The 20,568-nt window shown below is 58.0% G+C and carries 15 protein-coding genes; 14 read left to right on the top strand and 1 reads right to left on the bottom strand.

Going from position 1 to position 20,568, the window contains the following annotated elements; translation table 11 throughout:
• Window positions 1-193: 193 nt before the first annotated feature.
• The 6 genes from ACVMB0_RS38155 (at window position 194) to ACVMB0_RS38130 (ending at window position 10,198) form a co-directional block, all read left to right on the top strand.
• Window positions 194-1,630: an aldehyde dehydrogenase family protein gene (locus ACVMB0_RS38155; RefSeq protein ID WP_461349559.1), complete on the top strand. Its 1,437-nt coding sequence runs from the start codon at window positions 194-196 to the stop codon at window positions 1,628-1,630.
• A gap of 569 nt (window positions 1,631-2,199) precedes the next feature.
• Entirely contained in the window at window positions 2,200-4,281 is a 2,082-nt protein-coding gene (locus ACVMB0_RS38150; protein WP_461349558.1) for a hydantoinase/oxoprolinase family protein, read from the top strand.
• Window positions 4,278-5,999 carry a hydantoinase B/oxoprolinase family protein gene (locus ACVMB0_RS38145; protein ID WP_461344839.1) on the top strand — a complete coding sequence of 574 codons (1,722 nt, stop codon included), beginning with the start codon at window positions 4,278-4,280 and terminating at the stop codon, window positions 5,997-5,999. Before ACVMB0_RS38150 ends, ACVMB0_RS38145 begins: the two co-directional genes overlap by 4 nt.
• A gap of 45 nt (window positions 6,000-6,044) precedes the next feature.
• Window positions 6,045-7,286, top strand: a complete 1,242-nt coding sequence (locus tag ACVMB0_RS38140) for a pyridoxal phosphate-dependent decarboxylase family protein (protein ID WP_461344838.1) — start codon at window positions 6,045-6,047, stop codon at window positions 7,284-7,286.
• A 442-nt stretch (window positions 7,287-7,728) separates the two neighbouring features.
• Window positions 7,729-9,360, top strand: coding sequence for a long-chain fatty acid--CoA ligase (locus ACVMB0_RS38135; protein WP_461349557.1), 1,632 nt, complete (start codon window positions 7,729-7,731; stop codon window positions 9,358-9,360).
• A 169-nt stretch (window positions 9,361-9,529) separates the two neighbouring features.
• Window positions 9,530-10,198, top strand: a complete 669-nt coding sequence (locus ACVMB0_RS38130; protein ID WP_461349556.1) for an SDR family oxidoreductase — start codon at window positions 9,530-9,532, stop codon at window positions 10,196-10,198.
• A gap of 205 nt (window positions 10,199-10,403) precedes the next feature.
• Here the strand turns inward: ACVMB0_RS38130 and ACVMB0_RS38125 are convergent, their stop codons facing one another.
• Window positions 10,404-11,360 (bottom strand): IclR family transcriptional regulator, encoded by a 957-nt coding sequence (locus ACVMB0_RS38125; RefSeq protein ID WP_461349555.1) that lies wholly within the window; start codon window positions 11,358-11,360, stop codon window positions 10,404-10,406.
• 265 nt (window positions 11,361-11,625) lie between these two features.
• Between ACVMB0_RS38125 and ACVMB0_RS38120 the strand changes: the two genes are divergently transcribed.
• The 8 genes from ACVMB0_RS38120 to ACVMB0_RS38085 all read left to right on the top strand — a co-directional run bounded on the left by ACVMB0_RS38120 (window position 11,626) and on the right by ACVMB0_RS38085 (window position 20,544).
• Window positions 11,626-12,420 (top strand): ABC transporter ATP-binding protein, encoded by a 795-nt coding sequence (locus tag ACVMB0_RS38120; protein ID WP_461349789.1) that lies wholly within the window; start codon window positions 11,626-11,628, stop codon window positions 12,418-12,420.
• Window positions 12,417-13,133 (top strand): ABC transporter ATP-binding protein, encoded by a 717-nt coding sequence (locus ACVMB0_RS38115; protein WP_461349554.1) that lies wholly within the window; start codon window positions 12,417-12,419, stop codon window positions 13,131-13,133. Before ACVMB0_RS38120 ends, ACVMB0_RS38115 begins: the two co-directional genes overlap by 4 nt.
• A gap of 19 nt (window positions 13,134-13,152) precedes the next feature.
• Window positions 13,153-14,058, top strand: a complete 906-nt coding sequence (locus ACVMB0_RS38110) for a branched-chain amino acid ABC transporter permease (RefSeq protein WP_183233847.1) — start codon at window positions 13,153-13,155, stop codon at window positions 14,056-14,058.
• A gap of 4 nt (window positions 14,059-14,062) precedes the next feature.
• Entirely contained in the window at window positions 14,063-15,121 is a 1,059-nt protein-coding gene (locus ACVMB0_RS38105; RefSeq protein WP_461349553.1) for a branched-chain amino acid ABC transporter permease, read from the top strand.
• Between the two features lie 1,127 nt (window positions 15,122-16,248).
• Window positions 16,249-17,472 carry an ABC transporter substrate-binding protein gene (locus tag ACVMB0_RS38100; RefSeq protein ID WP_461349552.1) on the top strand — a complete coding sequence of 408 codons (1,224 nt, stop codon included), beginning with the start codon at window positions 16,249-16,251 and terminating at the stop codon, window positions 17,470-17,472.
• Window positions 17,473-17,709: 237 nt separating this feature from the next.
• Entirely contained in the window at window positions 17,710-18,096 is a 387-nt protein-coding gene (locus ACVMB0_RS38095) for a Zn-ribbon domain-containing OB-fold protein (protein WP_461349551.1), read from the top strand.
• Window positions 18,093-19,268, top strand: a complete 1,176-nt coding sequence (locus ACVMB0_RS38090; protein WP_461349550.1) for a thiolase — start codon at window positions 18,093-18,095, stop codon at window positions 19,266-19,268. Before ACVMB0_RS38095 ends, ACVMB0_RS38090 begins: the two co-directional genes overlap by 4 nt.
• A 118-nt stretch (window positions 19,269-19,386) precedes the next feature.
• Window positions 19,387-20,544 carry an acyl-CoA dehydrogenase family protein gene (locus ACVMB0_RS38085; protein ID WP_461349549.1) on the top strand — a complete coding sequence of 386 codons (1,158 nt, stop codon included), beginning with the start codon at window positions 19,387-19,389 and terminating at the stop codon, window positions 20,542-20,544.
• The last annotated feature ends 24 nt before the right edge of the window (window positions 20,545-20,568 follow it).

Genomic DNA, 20,568 nt, shown 5'->3' with positions numbered 1-20,568 from the left:
TGAGACACGTGGACGGAAGGAAGCATGGAACGCGGCGCGCGGGGCTTACCGGTTAAGCTCCGCAGCCGTCGTCGCTTCGCCCACAGTGCTGAGCTATGGAAGAGCGCAGCGCCGCCGTCTGCGTTGTGACAGTGCCGCGCCAGGGTCAGGCAATTGTGCCGCCGCCCTGCGGCCCGCAAGAACGGATAAGTAGGTGCGCGTCTATCAAAACTACATCGCAGGCCGCTGGGTTGCCGCTACCAGGACCTTAGCGGTGATCAACCCATCAGACGGGTTGCAAATAGCTGAGATATCACGCAGCGGCGCATGCGAAATCGACGCTGCGGTTCTGGCTGGTCGCGCCGCACTTAATGGACTGTGGACAACAGTAGACGCGGTTTCCCGAGGCAAGTTGCTGCTTAAAACGGCCGAGTTCATTCGTCGCGACTTCGAGAAGCTTGCAAAACTTGAGAGCGATGACGCCGGAAAGCCAATGAAGGTCGCTCTGGCGGACGTTGCTGCCTGCGCCAGATGCTTTGAATATTATGGCGCTGCCGCCGACAAGGTTCATGGCGAGACCATCCCGTTTCGGAACGGTTACACAGCAATGACCTTCTACGAACCATATGGGGTGACCGCCCACATCGTGCCGTGGAATTATCCGTTGCAGATGACCGGCCGCACGGTTGCACCGTCGCTCGCGATGGGTAATGCAATTGTCCTCAAACCGGCCGAGGACACGTCTCTGACAGCGCTTGCGCTGGCACAACTCGTCGAAGAAGCTGGCTTTCCACCCGGCGTGTTCAATGTCGTCACCGGTCTCGGAGAGGAAGCCGGTGCAGCACTGACGGCCCATCCAGGCATTCGTCATATCAGCTTCACCGGATCCCGCGAGGTCGGCGCCGTCGTGCAAGCTGCCGCCGCTGCTAATACCATTCCAGTAACACTCGAGCTGGGCGGAAAATCACCTCAGCTTGTCTTCTCTGATGCGCCTCTGGAGGACGCCGCAGCCGCGATCGTAAAGAGCATCGTGCACAATTCTGGTCAGACCTGCAGTGCTGGCTCACGGGTGCTGATCCAGGACGAAATCTACGATCAGTTTACATCCGAACTTGCCACACGCTTTAAGGGGCTAAGGGTCGGCTCCGCGAGCCAGGATCTCGATCTCGGTCCTGTCGTTAACGCCGCGCAGCGCACGAGGATTGAGAATTACCTGAGCATGGCAAGGCGAGACAAGTTGCAGATTCTAGCAGAGGGCTCGTTCGCGACCAACCTGCCGGTCGGTGGCTATTACGTCAAACCCACCCTCATCGGAGATGTTCGTTCGGATCACGCCTTGGCGCAGGAGGAAATCTTCGGACCTGTACTCGTTGCCCTCCGGTTTCGCGACGAGGACGATGCGGTACGGATCGCAAACGACACGCCATACGGTCTCGTGGCCGGCGTGTGGACGTCTGACCTTGGCCGATCAATGCGTCTTTCGCGCAGAATTGAGGCCGGGCAGGTGTTCGTAAACAATTATGGTTCGGGAGGTGGTGTTGAACTTCCTTTTGGTGGCATGAAAGGATCCGGCTTCGGTCGTGAAAAGGGATTTGAGGCGCTCTATGGATTTGGGGCTTTGAAGACGGTCACGATTCGTCACGGCACCTGACGTGCCCACTGCGGCGCCATCGTAGCCGGTCGCACAAACAGGTTGAGCGGGCACACGATTGACGAGACCGCAATAAAGTCGTGATCGCGAGGGCAACTTTCCGCTGAGAGAGGGTCATATCTCCCGCGCGTATGCGGCCGAGTATCCACCTAGCTCATCTGCGACCCGTTAGATACGCGCGTGATCGCCGCCTTTTGGCGCAGGTGAGGCTCGCAATTAGAGCCGCCCTGTCAGACGTTGCGTGCGACAGTTGCATGGTTCCACCAAGTTGGCCGCTTCAACAATGAAGGCGGAGGCAACCCGCTGCGCGCTCTCAAGCTCAACCGCAGAAAAATCACACCGTTACAAGCCAGGAACGCCGACGGCCCGGCGAGGGGGCGTCACTTGACAAACAAACGCTGCCGGGTCATGGTATCGATTATCGAGTGAACGTCTCGAAAAACGAGACAATCAAATAAGCGTGGTAATGCCCCAGACAAGCTTTTCGCGGATTGCCCTGCGCGTTCGCGCAATCCGGCGAGCAGCCCCTCGTTCTCGGCGCGCGGTGGCGATGACAAAGAAAGCGACCGATGACTAAATCCTCTTCTCGTTTAGTTGCACCCTGGCGCATCGGCGTTGATGTTGGGGGCACGTTTACGGACATGGTGCTGCGCGATAGCGCGGGTCATGTGCGGATCTTCAAGACGCCGTCGATTACCGCCGATCCCAGCGAGGGTGTGCTCAACGTCGTGCGGCTGGCGGCAAGTGAGCTCGATCTGCCGCTCGCTTCGCTGCTGCGGGATTGCGCCTTGTTTGTGCACGGCTCCACGGTCGCGACCAATACGATATTGGAGAAGAAGGGTGCGCGGGTGGGGATGTTGACCACCAGCGGCTTCCGCGATTCCCTGGAGATCCGCCGCGGCATTCGCGAGAACCAATGGGACCACCGCGCCCCATTTCCGCCGGTTCTGGTCCCCCGTTATCTGCGTCAGCCCGTCGGCGGGCGTATCGCTGCCGATGGCACTGAGCTTGCGCCCCTGGCGATCGAGGACGTCGCCAGTGCTGCCGCACTCTTCAAGAAGGAAGGGGTTGAATCGGTCGCGGTGTGTCTGTTCAACAGCTTTCTCGATAGCAGGCACGAGCGCGAAGCTGGGGAGGCACTGGCAAAGAGCTGGGATGGCGACTGGATCTCGCTGTCGAGTGAGATCATGCCGACCATGGGCGAGTATGAGCGCGGCTCGACGGCCGTCATGAACGCCTATGTCGCTCCCAAGGTCACGCGCTACCTCAAAGCCCTCGACGCGAGACTTCGCGAGCTTGGTCTACCTCGTTCGCTGCTCATGTTGCAGAGCAATGGCGGTGCTGTCTCGGTCGCCGAAGTCGCCAGCCGTCCTGTGATGCTCGTTTTGTCGGGCCCGGCAGCGGCAGTAGGCGCCTTGAAGGGATGCGCTCCGTCCGACGATACGCCCAACTTCATCTCAATGGAGATCGGCGGCACCAGTTGCGACGTCATGGTGATGGCCAAAGGCCAGGTGCCGGTCAGCGACGAACTGGTGATCGATGGTTATCATCTGACGGTTCCATCGGTCGAGATCCATACGGTCGGCGCCGGCGGCGGGACCATCGCCTCCGTCGACTCGGCGGGGCTGTTGACTGTCGGCCCCCGCGGGGCTGGCGCACAGCCTGGGCCTGCGGCCTACGGACTGGGCGGCGAAGAGCCTACGGTGACAGATGCGCAGCTGGTGCTCGGCCGGTTGCGCGGAGGCAAGCTCGCGGGTGGCGCGGTGAAGCTCGACTTCGAGCTGGCGCGGCGTGCGATCGAGAACAAGCTTGCACGTCCATTGGGCCTCTCTGTCGAAGATGCGGCTGCTGGTGTGATCCGTCTCTTGGAGCAAAACCTGCTGCACGCCGTCGAGCGACTCAGCATCGAGCGGGGGCACAACCCGGGCGACTTCACATTGGTCGCCGCAGGTGGAGCAGGGCCAATGCATGGCGCAGCCGTCGCGCGCGCGCTGGGTTGCAAGCGCGCATTGCTGCCGCGTGCGGCCGGTGCCTTCTGCGCCATGGGCACATTGGAATCTGACGTGCGGCAGGATTACCTGAAGGTCTTTGTCGCCGACCTCGACAGGGTCGATCGATCGGCGCTGGAGGCTGGATTTGTGCAGCTGGAGGCCAGGGCGCGTGACGCTCTGTCCCGGCAGGGCTTTGTCGACAAGAGCGCGATCCAGCGCGTGATCGATCTGCGCTATGTGGGGCAGCAATGGTCTGTCCGGATCAGCTTAAGCGAGAACCGTTTTGACGAGACGGCGGCACGACAGTCTTTCGAAGCCGAGCATCAGCGTCTGTTCGGGCACATTCAGCCCGGCGGTCGCCTTGAGATCACGGCCTTGCGCGTGGTCGGCCGCGGCAGCCTGGACTGGTCGCCCCGTCCTGCTCGAGAGCCACAGCAAAAGCCACCGGTGCCGCGGCAAAAACGTTCCGTGTGGATTGATTCCACGCATGGGTGGCAGGATGTCCCAGTCTACGATGGAGACGATCTTCGCCCGGGTTGCAAGCTGCAAGGACCGCTGCTGATCGAAGAGCGGACGACCACCGCCTTCGTCGGCCCCAGGGACGTGGTTGAGGTCAACCCCGCCGACGACTTCCTGGTCCATATCGGAGCTGCTCTATGAACCTCGCGCTGGATCCCATTACGCTCGCGCTGGTGCAGAACCGGCTGGATCATATCGCGCTTCAGATGGGAGGGGTGATGACCCGCACCGCCCGATCTCCGCATTTGACCCAGAGCCACGATTTCTCCTGCTTCATTGCCGACGCCCGCGGCATTGTAATGAGCCAGGCGGACGGCATCCCGATCCATACCGGCGGAGGCGGCTTTGCGGTTCGTGCAATCCTGCGCGACTTCAAGGACGCGATCACGCCCGACGACGTCTTTCTTTTGAGCGACCCCTACACCGCCGGAGGCAATCACTTGCCCGACTGGGTCATCGCCTGGCCGGTGTTCGTGGGGGGCAAGCTTATCGCATTTGCCTGCAATCGTGCGCATCAGGTGGACATCGGGGGCGGCGCTGCCGGCACCTACAATTCGGCCGCCACGGAGATCTTTCACGAAGGCATCCGGCTGCCGGTCCTGAAGTTGATCGAAGCGGGTCGCCCGCGCGAGGACCTGTGGCGCCTGCTGCTGCTCAACACGCGAATGCCGGAAGCGCTCGATGGCGATGTGCGCGCCATGATCGGCTCGACCCGCATCGGCGCGGAGCGCCTCACCTTGCTTGGCGAAGAGCTGGGCGCCGATCGGGCCGGCGAGTTCTTCGAAGCCGTGCTGGATCACGCCAATCGACGCTTTCGGGACGCTTTCTCCCGGCTCACGAAGGGGACCTGGAAAGCGGAGGAGCCCGTTGAGCATGATTGCTTTGAGCCAATTAACAGCAGGATTGCCCTCACGCTGACAGTCGGCGAGTCTGGCCTGATCATCGACTTCGAGGGCACGTCGCCCCAGATGCGCGGCTTCAAGAACAGCTCGGTCGCCAACAGCACGTCGGCTGTGTTCATGGCGCTAGCCTCGTTCTTCGAGCCCGACCTGCCCAAGAATGAGGGCGCGTTCCGCAGTGTCGAGATCCGTCTGCCGGAAGGCACTCTCGTCAATGCGCGATCGCCCGCGCCAATGACGATGAACACAATATCGGTGGCAAGGGAGATTATCTACGCGCTCTGGAAAGCGCTGGCACAGGCTCTGCCCGAGCGCGCTTCGGCCAGTTGGGGGCCCGGAGTGCAGACCATCTTGTCAGGTCTTCGCCCAAGCGGGGATCACTACGTCATGCATAACTTTCCCGCAGCGGGGGGCTGCGGTGCCGTTGAAGGTCGCGATGGCTTCAACATCATCGGCGGTCTCATCACCCTGGGCGGGCTCACATTGCCCAACCTCGAGACCTACGAACAGCTGTACCCCGTACGTTTCCGACGCCAGGAGTTTCGTTGCGACAACGCCGGTCCCGGCCGCTTTCGTGGTGGGTCGGGATGCGACTACGAGGTCGAGGTGCTCACGCCGGCCGATTATTCCTTCACGATTCCAATCGGCACGCCTTTCGGTGCTGCCGGCGGCAAGCCAGGTGCCATCGGAGAACAAACCGTCTCACTGCCGGATGGCAGAGTAATTCAGGCGACCAAAAATGGCGTGGAACGATACGCACCCGCGACCTTTCATGCCCTCACATCGAGTGGTAGCGGATATGGCGACCCTAAAGCACGCGATCCATCGCGCGTGTTGCGTGACGTGCGCGATGGCATCGTGAGCGTTGTGGCGGCCGAACGAGAGTATGCTGTGGCCATCACGCCCGACGGATGCAGCATCGACGAAGCCAAAACTCGGCAGCTCCGCGCCGGCACTTGAATGCTTACCGCACTCGCTGACCATTAAACATTAGGTACCAAAGCAATGGCTACACTGCCTCAAACTGGAACGGACTGGAGTGAGCTCAAAGGTCGCTTGCGTCAACTGAAGCAGGGCGACTACGCCTGGAAAGATGGGCGTCTGCCGGTTTATGTCTATCATTATACTGAGGAACTCATGCGGGTCTCACAAGAGGCTTACATGGAGTTCTTCACTGAGAATGCGCTCGGTCGCAAGGCGTTTCCGAGCGTCGCCACTCTCGAGACCGAAGTCATCGAAATGGGCATTGGGCTTCTGGGCGGAGGCTCCCGCGCCGGAGGGACCTTCACCAGCGGCGGCACCGAAAGCATCTTTCTCGCAATCAAAACCGCCAGAGACTGGGCACGAAAGGAGAAAGGCATTGATCGCCCCAAGATCGTGATGCCCGTTTCCGGTCACGCAACCGCTGACAAGGCCGCCGACTATCTCGGGATGGATGTCGTGCGCACACCTTTGCGATCCGACTTCCGTGCGGACGTTGGCTTACTCGAGGCCGCGATCGACGAGCGCACCTGCATGGTCTACGCTTCAGCGCCTGGATATCCGCATGGTGTGTTCGATCCCATCGAAGAGATCGGGGCGCTCGCTAAGAAGCGCGGCTTGTGGTTGCACGTCGATGCTTGCGTAGGAGGCTTTCTGGCGCCCTTTGCGCGGGAACTCGGCTATCCTATTCCTCCCTTTGACCTCTCAGTCCCCGGCGTCTGTAGCTTGTCCGCCGACATCCACAAATATGGATTTGCGGCAAAGGGCGCGTCCCTGGTCCTGTTTGCGGATCGCGACTATCAAAAATACCAGCGCTTTGAGTTCAGCAACTGGCCGCGCGGCACTTACGTAACCGATACCTTCCAGGGGAGCCGGGCGGCCGGTCCCATCGCATCAGCATGGGCGGTGATGAACACACTTGGTCATGCCGGTTACCGCGAGATCGCCCGCGTGATCATGGAAACCCGGGAGCGGTTTATCGCAGGCGTCGAGCAGATCAATGGTCTTCAGGTGCTCCGGCCCAGCGACCTCTGCATTCTGATGTACGATTCGGTCGATCCGGACGTCGATATCTATGCGGTCGCAGATCGCATGGCCGAAAAAGGCTGGTTCGTCGGCAAGTCGATCACGCCGAAAGCCGTCCATATCGCCCTCAATCCCGTCGTCGCCCCCGCGCTCGACGCCTACTTTGCCGATCTGGCCGCATGCGTCGATCACGTGCGAAGCACCAAGGAAATCGGAAAAGTCGATCTCCGCACTTACTGAGATGACTGTGACAGGACAAGAACATCTTTGCATGTACAGCTCGTCACGCTCTCAAAGGCCACGATCAACGCGTACGCACTTGACGGTAGCTCAGGTGGCGGCACCCGGCGAGACGTCAAGTCGAGCCTCAAGACAAACAGCCTGTTGCCGCTTCCAAAACAATCCAAGGCAGGCTGCGCTAAACGGCGCTACGGAGGGAAACGCTACCTTTCGAGAAGGATGCCCTCGCAGGTTCTTGGCGGCCCATTGCTCTCGCAGAGCAGATGGTCGAAGCGGTGATATCTTTGTACGAAGCTGAAACTGAAATGCAGGTTGGAAGCGTCGATCCAGAGAAGCAGATTGAGGCGGCATGGGTCTCCAGCGGCCGGGATATACGAAGGCGTCTCCAAGCCACGAGATCGCCCGCCAGAGTTCGGATCGAAGTGTGACCACGGAATCGCCTATGCAAAGCACAATGATGAATGTACCGCTGTCGCTCAACCATCTGCTGGAACGAGCGGGAAAAATTTTCTTTAGAAACGAGATCGTCTCCCGTCTTCCCGACAAGAGTCTTCGCCGGCACACATATGGGGACTTCTATCGACGTTCGCGCTCGCTTGCGTCGGCCCTGCGCGACCTGGGTCTCTCCAAAGGCGACCGCGTGGCGACGCTATGTTGGAACCACCATGCTCATTTGGAGTGCTATTTCGGCATTCCCGCGGCTGGCGGAGTGATGCACACGTTAAACCTGCGCCTGTCTCCTGAGGAGATCGGATGGATCGCAGGAAACGCAAAGGACCGTTTTCTCATCGTCGACGACGTACTGTTGCCGCTGTATGAGCAATTCGCGCATTTGCATCAATTCGAGCAAGTGATCGTGTTCCCGTTCTCTGATGCGCAAGTTCCGGCCGGCTGGACAGATTATGAAGCGATGCTCGCGAATCAGAACCCGGATGACTTCGAATATGTCCCGCACGATGAAACCGATCCGGTGTCGATGTGCTATACCTCAGGTACGACCGGTCGGCCTAAGGGCGTGGTTTACTCGCATCGCTCGACGATTCTTCATACACTCGTCGCGAGCCTCAGCGAGTTCTGGGCTTTGCGTAGCACAGATGTCGTGCTGCCATTTACTCCGATGTTCCACGTAAATGCATGGGATATTCCGTATGGAGCAGTCAATCTGGGCGCGAAGCTCGTCTTTCCTGGACTTCACCTGCATGCCGATGATCTTCTTGACTTGATGCAGATAGAGCCTCCGACCGTTGCGATTGGTGTTCCAACGATCTGGATGATGTTGATGCAGGCCTTCGAAGCCTCGCAAAGGGATAGCGCGCCACAGGCGAAGCGTTGGAAGCTTCCGAAAGCAATGCGTGCAGTGACCGGGGGCGCCGCGGTACCCGAATCTTTGATCCGTGCATTCGACAAGCATGGTGTATGGATCGAACAAACTTGGGGCATGACAGAAACATCTGCTTTTTGTACCAGATCGTATCGGCGAGCCGAATTGCGCGATGCCGGGGAAGCGGAGCATTATCGTCGTGCTACTCTGGCTGGTGTGCCGGTGCCTCTCGTAGATTTGCGTCTTTGGGGAGACAAGAGCGAGCAACCCTGGGACGGCAGAAGCGTTGGCGAAATCCAAGTTCGCGGGCCCTTCATCACAAACTCGTATCATGAAATCTCCGCTGCTCCCGACACATTTACCGAAGACGGCTGGCTACGCACCGGTGACGTCGCCTCGATCGACACCTTCGGTTTCGTACGAATTACCGACCGCACGAAGGACCTCATCAAATCGGGGGGCGAGTGGATCAGCTCGGCTGATCTCGAAAATGCGTTGATGGAGCATCCGGATATTGCTGAAGCCGCTGTGATCGCGATCCCGAGCGAAAAATGGAGCGAAAGACCACTCGCATGCGTCGTATCTAAAGAAGCTGGCAAGCGGATAGAGGCAAAAGAGCTGAATGAATATCTGATGGTTCGCAGTTTCGCTAAGTGGCAATTGCCAGAGCGTTACGAGTTCGTCGATTCGATCCCGCGAACATCGACCGGTAAATTTTCGAAGCTAAGGTTGCGCGAACTATTTCCGGAATGAGCTTTGTGACCTTCCCCAGCATGACTGGTCAGCCGGATGCGTGCAAAGCTTCGCGCCTGGCTCCAGTCACCGCTTGTCGGACGTCCTTAACCAACCACACCCATTCTCCAGCCGGTCGTGCTTGACGGGATGATACGGCTAGATGCTGCAATGGTCCAGGAGTGATGCGATGCAAACTGTTTTTGTGACGGGCGCCAACAGGGGGTTGGGCTTGGAGTTCGTTCGACAATATCGTCAAGCTGGATGGCACGTGATCGCTGCTTGTCGACGACCGAAAGAGGCTTTTCAGGCGCGCGACTGGGGGGCTGAATTGCTCGAACTCGATGTGCAAGATGACCGTGCCATACGAGCTTTGCCGCAAACACTCCGAGACTATAAGATCGACTTGCTGATCAACAACGCGGGCTACCATTCAGGATATGCTCCTCTTGGAAGCCTAGACTATTCAACTTGGCAGACAGCCTTTCACATAAACGTCATTGCGCCGCTTCAAGTAGCGGAAGCACTCCTTCCTCTCATTCCGAATGGTGCGAAGATAGTCAATATTGGCAGCCGCAGAGGTAGTAACGGATGCAATCTGGACGGTGGAGTCTATCTCTATCGCGCCACAAAAGCGGCCCTGCACTCCATCACACGATCGATGGCAATGGATCTGGCGACAAGAGACATCGTTGTCGTGGCGTTACATCCGGGCTGGGTCAAGACCGATATGGGAACGTCCGGCGCAGAGATTGACGTTGAGGAAAGCGTTTCCGGCATGCGGAATGTGATTGCGAACCTTGCCTCGCACAACACCGGACGGTTGTTCAATTATGATGGCAGCGAACTTCCCTGGTGAAGTCAGCCGCACCAGATGCTTCACGAGCTATCATGGACCTGGTATGTGGACTTACAGAGTATGGCTCCAGTAGACTCGCCGCAAGTTCGTTCAACGCGAACCCTTTGCGGTTGGTGCGACGGTACCTTTCGATTGTCATGACTTCTCGACTGCTGGCGCGGTCTGCTCGAGGCCGGTTTGCGGGACTAAGGAAATCGCGCCAGAGTTAGTAGTTGTCGCGCCGCGTTCGGGCCTGCTTGCGAACCGGTGCTGTCTTCTTCTTCGCCTTGCCTGCTTGTTTCGCCGGTCCTGAGCGAGGTAGAATTGTTGCGCTCGGCTTGATGCCATCCGGCTCGACCGCCATTCCGCTTATCAACTTGCCCTTCTGAACTGGTATTTCTTGATTGCTCTTTAATCTCTCTCCAATTGAGAGCGGCGCCGCGAGCGTACGGGCCGCTTCTCGCAGAGCATCGAGCCGTTCAGACAGTTGACCGTTCATGATGCGTTGCAGGGGGCCTGTCATCGCCACGGCATGCAATACCAGCCCGTTTGAAAGTCGTACAGGAACGGCGACAGCGGCAAGACCTTCATCGATCTCTCCGATACAGGTGGCGTAACCTCGACTTCGCGCCTCAGCAAGCTGCTCTTCGACCCAATTAAGGTCGTTTCGCGTGTTGACGGTAAACAACGGCATTTCGTGTGAAAGCGCTTCTTCCACTGTTGCTCTGTTCTGCCACGCCATAATCGCTTTTGCCGACGCCGCGGCATTGATTGGCATTTCAATTCCGGGTTGGGCGTAACCTCGCCAGCGTACGTCTGGTGAAAGGGAGGCAAAAACGACCACCCGCGCGCCAATTAAACGGGTAACGTAGCAGGTTTCTCCAGTGCGATCCGTCAACGCGCGAAGATGGGGTTGAACCAGAGACGTCAGCCAATCATCGTTAGCCGCGGCGTGGACCAGTCTCAAAAGTCGCTCGCCCAACGCATATGGACGGTTTCCGCCGCCTTGGACCAGGCCCGACCGGGATAACCCCTTTAGCAGACGATGCGCGGTGGCTTTGGGCAGTGAAAGCAGGGCGGCAATATCGGGTGAAGTCAACGAGCCCGGAAAAGTCGCGAGTACCTCCAGAAGCCGCACGTAGCGCTCGAGGGGACCCGACGGATCTTGGTTGAGGTTTTGCAAGTCCTTTTTCTCCTTCCTTACCGCAGAAACAGCCGTCACTTGACCGTCACCGCAGAATGCATTAGCATTTCGAAGATCGAGCTATTGTCTCGAAAAATGAAACGGCGTCAAGAGGAAGCGATATGGGATTCGGGCGTATTGTCGCTAGGCTTATCAAAGTGGCTCGCACTTGATTTTCAGGTCACGAGCCGGTCATCCGGTTTGCGCTCCACGCTGCGAGGTTGGTGGCGCGCCACAGCAGTCTTCTGATTCCGTGGGCGGCGTGATGGAGGGGCGACGGCAGGCGCCGTCCAGTGGCCCGCCACTCTTGAGTGTCTGTAACCTCTCCCTTCGCTTCGGCGGCGTCACGGCTCTTGATGACGTCAGCTTCAACGTATTCAGGGGGCAGATCGCCGGTTTGATCGGACCGAATGGCGCGGGGAAAACAAGCCTCTTCAACTGCCTCAGTCGACTTTACGTGCCAGTTGCCGGTGATGTCCTGTTCGAAGGATCCTCCATTCTCGCTCGGCCTTGGCACGATATGCCGCATATCGGCATCGGCCGTACCTTTCAGAATGTTGCGCTGTTTGACCAAATGACCGTGCTCGACAACGTCAAAGTCGGCTGTCACAGCGATAGTTCAACAAATTTCCTCCAGAGTGCGCTGCGCTTGCCTAAGGTCCGGCACGAGGAGCGGCGCATCGATGTGCGTGCTCGCGAGTTGATCGAGTTTATGGATTTGGTGCCGTACGCTCATGTCTCCGCCGGCGAGCTACCATTTCCGATTCGTAAGCGCGTCGAGCTCGCCCGCGCACTGGCATCCAATCCCAAACTGCTGCTGCTCGACGAACCCGCAGCAGGGCTCAATCACGATGAAGTTGAGGTGCTCAAAGGACAGATTAAGCGTGTTCGAGATACGCAGCACGTGACCGTATTGCTCGTTGAGCACCATATGAACCTGGTGATGTCGGTTTCTGACAAGGTGGTTGCGATCGACTTTGGCAAGAAAATAGCTGACGGAACTCCAAGCGAAGTGCAAAGCTATCCGGAAGTTATTCGTGCTTATCTGGGGACTTCATGACGACGGCATTGCTGGAGGTTGAGGCGCTCAAAGCGTTCTACGGAGCGACGCAGTCGCTTGAGAACGTCAGTTTCAAGATCGCGAGTGGGGGAATTACCACTCTGCTCGGCGCCAACGGCGCGGGCAAGACAACCACATTGCGCGCCATATGCAACATAGTGCGAACCGAGGGAGTAATTCGGTTCGACGGCAGAGACATCCGCGGCATGCTGACCGAGGATATTGCCCGATTGAGAATCGCTCATGTGCCGGAAGGCCGGGGTACCTTTACCGCTCTGACTGTTGAAGAGAATCTGCGTATCGCTGCCTATACGCGCAAGGACAAGGCGGTGGTGAAGGGTGATCTCGAGCGCGTGTTCGAGTATTTCCCCCGCCTTAAAGAGCGCATGCAGCAGCAGGCAGGCACGTTATCCGGCGGCGAACAGCAGATGCTGGCTATCGCTCGAGCCCTGATGCTTAGGCCTCGACTGATGTTGCTAGATGAGCCCTCGTTCGGATTGGCTCCGCTGATCGTGGTGGAGATCTTCCGCATCCTGCAGCGTATCAATGACGAAGAGAGCGTTAGTATTCTGCTGGTCGAGCAGAATGCAGCTCTCGCGCTAAATCTCGCCACTCAGGCCTACGTTTTGGAATCGGGGCGCGTGGTGATGTCGGGGCCCTCATCGGTCGTCAAGGAAGACGAGAACATCCGCAGATCCTATCTCGGGTATTGAGTCACGGAGATCCTTCAGGATGGAACAGTTTCTCGAGCAGTTTGCCTCGGGCCTCGCCAACGGCGCGATCTATGCTTGCATGGCGTTGGCGCTGGTCATGATCTATGTCTCGACCGATCATCTCAATTTCGCTCAAGGCGAGATGGCAATGTTCAGCACATACATGAGCTGGCAGATGATGGAGTGGGGCCTAAATTTTTGGGTCTCGTTTATTGCCACTGTGCTGATCTCCTTCGTAATGGGGGTTGCGATCGAACGGGCCGTCCTGAGACCACTCCACCGCGCGCCGGCACTGTCTGTGGTTGTCGTTTTCATAGGGCTTCTGGCTATCTTTAACTCTATGGCGGGGTCGATTTGGAGTTACTTGATTAAAGAATATCCGTCGCCATTTCCCAAGAGTAGCTTTGGATTTGCCGGCGTCGTCGGTCCGCATCAGCTTGGGGTCGTCCTCGTCACGCTGATCGTTCTGACGCTTTTATTCTTGTTCTTCCGCTTCACGCCCCTCGGCCTCGCCATGCGAGCCGCAGCGCAGAATCCGGCGTCGGCGCGCTCGGTCGGAGTGCGAGTTGATTGGATGCTGGCGCTCGGATGGGGACTCGCAGCTGCCGTCGGGGCTGTTGCCGGCATTATGGTTGCGCACATTGTCTATCTCGATCCGAATATGATGGGTGGGATCCTTCTCTATGCGTTTGCGGGCGCCCTAATCGGTGGTGTCAGCAATCCGGGTGGCGCGGTCCTCGGCGGCTTCATCGTCGGTGTGCTTGAGAATATGATCGCGTACGCCGGTAATCAGATTGAGAAAGTGACAGGTGTCTACATCATCGGTAATGGCGAGAAACTCACGGTCGCGCTAATCATTGTGATTTTCGTGCTTACGCTAAAGCCCGCCGGTCTCTTTGGTCGCGTCATCGTGAAGAGGGTTTAAGAGGATGTTCAAGGTCAGCAAAATTTGGTTGGCGATACTAATCGCACTCGCCATCTCGGCACCGCTGCTGCACTCTGTAATTCCGGACGTCGTCTCGGATTACCGCCTCTTTCTCGTAAGCACGATGATTATCGCGTCAATAGCCGTGCTGGGCCTCAATCTCCTTACGGGCTTCAATGGCCAGATCTCGCTAGGGCATAGTGCGTTCTATGCTGTCGGCGCCTACACCGCCGCCATTTTGATGGATAAGTTCGACTGCCCTTACTATTTGACACTTCCTGCGGCAGCGGTTGTGTCGTTCATCGTGGGCTACCTCTTTGGCTTGCCGGCGCTCAAACTCGAAGGGCACTATCTTGCGCTTGCCACGTTTGCACTTGCGCTCGCCGTTCCACAAATCCTGAAATACAAATGGCTTGTGAGCGTCACGGGTGGCGTGCAGGGGATCGTCCTTACCAAACCTGAAGTGCCGTTCGGGCTGCCGCTGAGCGAAGACCAGTGGCTCTATTACTATTGCCTGATCGTCATGCTGGCCCTCTATTGGGTAGCCGCGAACATCCTGAATAGTCGTAGCGGCCGCGCAATAATAGCAATTCGAGACTATCAGATCGCTGCCGGCACGATGGGCATCAACACCGCAAGGTATAAGGCAGTTACCTTCGGTATCAGCGCAGCCTACACTGGGGTCGCTGGAGCGCTCTCTGCCTCGGCCATCGCCTTCGTGGCGCCTGACAGCTTCAACTTCTTCCTTTCCATTAAATTCCTGATCGGTCTAGTTGTGGGCGGCATGGGTTCGCTCACGGGTTCGGTGATCGGGGGCATATTTTACGTTGTTGTTGACAATTCTGCGCAAGCGCTCTCGAGCTTCGTCAAGAATGATCTTGGGGTCCAGTTTGACCTCTCGGCCTATACCGTGTTCGGCGTTCTGCTGGTCGCCCTGATGTATGTAATGCCCATGGGGATCGCAGGAGCGATTTTCGCTCTTGTTCACAAACTTGAGCTGAAGCGGCGTGAAACTCGTACTTCGGAAGTGTTGTGTCGCCGCGAGAGCAATAAGCTCGCGTAGCCAGGGGCTACGAGATCATTGAATGTCAATGACCTGTTGTTGAGGGACGCGAAGCGAGTTCGTGCTCAGAGCCCAGGAGCCTCTTTGTCCAGATGCTTCGCGGCCCATGACGGCCGAAGGCCGAAGTCGTTTTTGCTGGCTGGTGCGCATCACGCGTCGTTTGAAGTCTTTGCGGCAGGGCAAGAACTAAGGTTAAAGCAAGGCGCTTGGGCCGATCCAAATTTGGCGCTGAACTTGAGAACTGACCGGTGCCTGATGCGTCTAGCTGATGTGCGGCGCCGTTCAGAGCTCCCGCAAGGTGCGCGTGGGCGCGACTTGCTCTTTCGCACAATTCGCTCACCTTAATTGGATCGTCACCTGCAGACCTAGTCTCTGCGAGCGGCGCTCAAGAGTTCGCGCAACGTTAGACCGCTTACTTCGGAGCGCCGAAGAAACCAACAATAGCGCTGCTTCCTTGGCGAGCAGCGAGTCTTAAACAGCAAGATCGTGAGGCTGGACTCGGCGTCAACGACGTCATTCTCAGTCAACGCTCTGCGATTAACAGTTCGTCGCGTAAAACTTCATGCGCGACATCTGCACCGAAGAGCACGAATGCACATTGGCGGTTGATAGAAAAGGGCGGCGAGCGCTGACGCGCGGCCTAGCCGCCTGGGCCCTGCTTGGTGCTTCCGGATTTGGACTGAAGCTGTAGTGAGAACCATTGCCCGGCGTCGTGCTGCTTATTTCACTCTGCGCCTATCGTTCGCTTGACTTTCACAGCCGAAATCGTATCGTATCGAATATCGATTTAGTGTCTCGAAAAGTGAGACATGGCGGTTGCAGTCATCCAGACTGAATTCGATGAATGGTGCTTATGAGTCAGGGATGCTTTGCCGGACTCGCTTGTCGATCGATGGTTTTGGTTTCGGCTGCCCACGTGAAGTCGATAGCTGTCGCCGAGTTGGGACAACTGGGTTGGACTAGATTCAATGACGCGCAGCTAGGACCGGCTGTGTGCTGAAGCGAGAGGGCAGCGGGACGCGATCAAGGCGGTGCCGACCTATTACAAGTCTCTGTCAGTTGGGCGCTTAACCGATGTCCAGCTGCGAAAACTCGATGCACTTAGCACTTAACTTAGGAGGAACAGTATGTACAAAATCGACAGGCGTACGTTCGTGACTGCCGCATCGGCTGCGGCGCTGTTTTCCAGCTCCAGAGTGGGGGCTGCAGAAAAGAAATACGACGACGGCGTTAGCGACACCGAGATCAAGATTGGGCATACTTGTCCCTACAGTGGCCCGGCATCGTCCTATGGCGTGATCGGAAAGGCTCACCAGGCGTACTGGAAGGCCGTTAACGACCGCGGCGGTATCAATGGCCGCAAAATCAACTTCATTAGCTACGATGACGGTTATAGCCCGCCCAAGACTGTGGAAATGGTTCGCAAGCTTGTCGAAGAAGACAAGGTGCTCTGCATTTTCAACGCCCTCGGTACTGCGCCGAATACGGCAATTCGCAAATACCTGAACGCGAAGAAGGTGCCGCACCTCTACGTCGGGTCAGGGTGGTCCGGATGGGGCGATCCGAAGCATTTCCCATGGACGATCGGCTACCAGCCTGACTTCCAGACCGAGGCTGCAATTTATGCAAAGCATATAATGGCCACGATCAAGGATGCCAAGATTGGCATCCTTATGCAGAATGACGATTTCGGAAAAGACTATTTCGAGGGCTTCAAGAAGGCGCTCGGGAATAAGACTGACCAGATCGTTCAGACGGTAACATATGAGAGCACCGACCCAACCGTTGATTCTCAGATTATTCAGCTCAAAGCTTCCGGTGCCAACGTTCTCTTCAGCATTACAATTCCAAAATTCACTGCCCAAGCGATTCGCAAGGCGGCTGATATCGGCTGGAAGCCAGTCCATTATATCGATGTTTGGGGAACATCAGTCGCAACAGCGATGAAGCCGGCCGGATTCGAGAACTGCCAGGGCATCATCACCAGCCAATACCTGATGGACCCGAGTGACCATAAGTGGGACGGAGACGCGGACATGAAGGCTTGGCGCGAATTCATGGCGCAGTATATGCCGGGCGCAAACACGGCGGATATGAGTTATCCGAGCACCTATTCAGTCGACTATCTCATGGAGCAGACGCTGAAGAGGTGCGGAGATGATCTAACGCGCGCCAACCTTATGAAACAGGCGACCAGCTTTCAAGATTTCAAGGTCCCGCTGTTGATCCCAGGCATCACCGTAAGTACGAGTGACACCGACTTTTATCCAATACAGGCGCTTCAGCTAGCTCGCTTCCAAGGCGAGTCTTGGGAGCAGTTCGGTAGCGTCATTCACGCTGACAATAGCTAATCTGCAGCGGGTAAGATCAGGGCATAGCCCGGCAGGCACGAAATGCCGTCAGAGTCGTTCGGGCTCCGCCGAAGATGCAACTCTCTATGGTGCGTCGTTCTATCACTCGGCGAGAATGCGCTCGCCGAGACCAGGAAGTAAGCTTGCGATCGTTTCCTGATGGGCCGCCACTGCTTTGCGCGCTCGCGCGCCATGTATTCAGCTGCAGCCCGACCAAAAAGAACTAAAAGAGTGACTATGAGTGAATCCAAGGGCATCGAATTCTTCCACCGGACGGAACTCAGCGCGGGCCGTTTTTTGATCCAGCGCTGCACGGACTGCGACGCGCATGTGTACTATCCGCGCGAGGTTTGCCCACATTGCGGCGGAGCCGCGCTCAAATGGACTGTGCCAAACGGTCTCGGTACGGTTTATGCGGTGACCACCGTGCGGCGCAAACCTGCGGAAGGCGGTGACCTCAATGTCGCGCTCGTCGACCTTGATGAGGGGGTTCGCCTTATGAGTCGTATTGAAAATTTGGGGCCCGACGCCGTGAAGATCGGCCAACGCGTAAAGGCGCGCGTGCAGATCAGAGAAGGCGAGGGGATGGTCGTGTTCGATGCGGTCGAGCGAGGCTTGCAGTGAGCACCGTGAGAAATTTGCGCGGCAGCGCCGCTATCGTGGGCGTCGGAACGTTCGGCAATGGTTTGTCGCCTGGATTTACCGATATGGAACTGCTCGCGCGGTCGGCTTATACGGCCGTGGCGGACGCCGGGCTGACAATGAGTGACATCGATGGCCTCTGCACTGCAAGTGTGGGGGCATCGATGTGGCCGATGCCTGTCATTGAGTATCTGGGTTTGAACCCAAGCTACATTGACGGAACCATGCTGGGCGGCTCTAGCTTCATCGCTCACCTCCTGCCCGCGATGCAGGCGATCCATTCGGGCCAATGCAGCGCCGTACTCGTTTGCTATGGCAGCGCTCAGCGCAGCAGCGCGTTCGGCCGCCGCGAGATGGGCCAAGTGCGCCGCTTCCTCGATCCGCAGCCTTACGAGTACCCGTACGAACCCATGCTGCCGTTATCGGCGTACGCCTTGGCCACATCCCGCCACATGCACGAGTTTGGCACCACGCGCGAGCAGTTGGCGGACGTCGCCGTTGCGGCGCGAGCGTGGGCCTGCCTTAATCCGGAAGCTTTCGCGCGCGAACCACTCACGCGTGAGGACGTGCTCAACTCCCGCATGATCTCGGACCCTCTCACCATCCGTGATTGCTGTTTGGTAACTGACGGTGGGGGCGCGTACGTATTGGTGAGCGCCGAGCGAGCGAAGTCGTTACCGAAAAGACCCGTCTATGTACTCGGCAACGCGACCGCTGTCTGGAACAGGCAGATCTCGTCCATGCACGACCTTACGGTTACGTCTGCAAAGCAGTCGGGAGCCAAAGCTTTCGCGATGGCGGGCATGAAGCCAACCGACATCGACGTTGTCGAACTATATGATGCATTTACGATCAACACCATCTTGTTCCTGGAGGACCTCGGTTTTTGCCCCAAAGGCGAAGGCGGCCGCTTCTTGGAGCAGAGAGCGATCGGTCCGCATGGCACACTACCAGTCAACACCAACGGCGGCGGACTGTCGTGCACGCACCCGGGTATGTACGGTATCTTCGCCTTGATCGAAGCCGTGCGGCAGCTGCGCGGCGAGGGGGGCGATCGTCAAGTGAAGGGCGCGAAGACGGCCCTCGCACATGGTAACGGCAGCACGCTGTCGAGCCAGTCTACGGCCATTTTGGGAACGGAAGAGACGCTGTGATCCGCGACATCGGACGGTTCGCGATCAGACGAAAGTTCGTCTGGGTTGTACCTTTCGGATCGCGAGTAGCGAGTACGTGCGGAGCGGTTACTTTGAGCTCGATGGTTAGGAGGCCCCGATGAATTTTGATCATGTACCAGAGCATGAGGCTTTGCGCGACAGCGTGCGCAGCTTCTTTGATCGTGAGCTCCCGGAGGCGAAGATCCGCGAGATGGACCGCAACCGGCGCATCCCGCGCGACTTGTGGAAGCGTCTTGCTGACCTCGGCTGGCCGGGCCTTACGATCCCGACCGAATACGGCGGTAGCGGCGGCGACGTGATAATCAGTGCGATTTTGTGCGAAGAGATTGCACGGCGTTTCCCTTCACTGGCTAACTACTGGGTGATCACCTCGATGGCAGCTCGTGTGCTGAGCGAATCCGGCACCGAAAAGCAGCGAGCAGAGTATCTGCCGAAACTCGCCAGCGGCGAATTCCTGATGAGTTTCGGGATGACCGAGCCCGGCGGAGGGACAGACATCCTTGGCCTGAAGACGCGCGCCAAGCTTGAGGGTAACGAGTGGATTGTTCGGGGGCAAAAGCTCTACACGTCGTTGGCGGACGACGCGAACGCGATTTTGGTGTTGTGCCGTACACACCCCCCAGAGGGGACCAAACGATCGCGCGGCCTTTCCCTGATACTGACCCCGACTCGCCAGGAAACGGTACAGGTCCAACGGCTTGAACTCATGGGCCAGCGCGCCGGTTGCACCTGTGAAGTGTTCCTCGACGATGCCCGTGCACCGGCTGATGCGGTGGTGGGTGAGGTGGGCCGCGGATGGCACACACTCCTTCGGACACTGAACGATGAGCGCATTGTTTGCGCCTCGATGTATGTCGGGATCACTGCCGCTGCCCTGGACTTGACCTTACAGTATGCCAAGGATCGCACAGCTTTCGGCCGCCCGATTGGCGCCTACCAAGCCGTGCAGCATCCGCTCGCCGACATCGCCGCTGAGCTGGAGCAGATCCGTCTGCTGACCACTAAAGCTGCTTGGCTGCATGCCAATGGACGCGAATGCTCGGTCGAGGCGGCTATGGCTAAGCTCGCAGCGAGTGAGGTCGCAGTACGCGCGACGGACCGGTGTATGAGAGTGCTAGGCGGCTTCGGTTTGGTTGAGGAGTCCCCACTGGAGCGCCTATTCCGTGACGCGCGCTTGGGGCCGTTTAGCCCGATCTCCAACGAGATGGTGCGGAACTTCATCGGTGAACGTTTGGGGCTTCCTCGGAGCTACTGAGCGGCCACCTCCGACAACAGAAGA

The sequence above is a fragment of the Bradyrhizobium sp. USDA 4451 genome (assembly GCF_054822585.1).
Note: the sequence above shows the minus strand (reverse complement) of the source record. Positions and strands in the feature narration are given on the sequence as shown.

Bases quoted from the DNA above. Each gene is read 5' to 3' on its own strand.
- ACVMB0_RS38105 (WP_461349553.1), top strand. From the start codon at position 14,063: ATGTTCAAGGTCAGCAAAATTTGGTTGGCGATACTAATCGCACTCGCC.
- ACVMB0_RS38140 (WP_461344838.1), top strand. From the start codon at position 6,045: ATGGCTACACTGCCTCAAACTGGAACGGACTGGAGTGAGCTCAAAGGT.
- ACVMB0_RS38085 (WP_461349549.1), top strand. From the start codon at position 19,387: ATGAATTTTGATCATGTACCAGAGCATGAGGCTTTGCGCGACAGCGTG.
- ACVMB0_RS38135 (WP_461349557.1), top strand. From the start codon at position 7,729: ATGCAAAGCACAATGATGAATGTACCGCTGTCGCTCAACCATCTGCTG.
- ACVMB0_RS38100 (WP_461349552.1), top strand. From the start codon at position 16,249: ATGTACAAAATCGACAGGCGTACGTTCGTGACTGCCGCATCGGCTGCG.
- ACVMB0_RS38095 (WP_461349551.1), top strand. From the start codon at position 17,710: ATGAGTGAATCCAAGGGCATCGAATTCTTCCACCGGACGGAACTCAGC.
- ACVMB0_RS38115 (WP_461349554.1), top strand. From the start codon at position 12,417: ATGACGACGGCATTGCTGGAGGTTGAGGCGCTCAAAGCGTTCTACGGA.
- ACVMB0_RS38130 (WP_461349556.1), top strand. From the start codon at position 9,530: ATGCAAACTGTTTTTGTGACGGGCGCCAACAGGGGGTTGGGCTTGGAG.
- ACVMB0_RS38110 (WP_183233847.1), top strand. From the start codon at position 13,153: ATGGAACAGTTTCTCGAGCAGTTTGCCTCGGGCCTCGCCAACGGCGCG.
- ACVMB0_RS38145 (WP_461344839.1), top strand. From the start codon at position 4,278: ATGAACCTCGCGCTGGATCCCATTACGCTCGCGCTGGTGCAGAACCGG.
- ACVMB0_RS38150 (WP_461349558.1), top strand. From the start codon at position 2,200: ATGACTAAATCCTCTTCTCGTTTAGTTGCACCCTGGCGCATCGGCGTT.
- ACVMB0_RS38120 (WP_461349789.1), top strand. From the start codon at position 11,626: ATGGAGGGGCGACGGCAGGCGCCGTCCAGTGGCCCGCCACTCTTGAGT.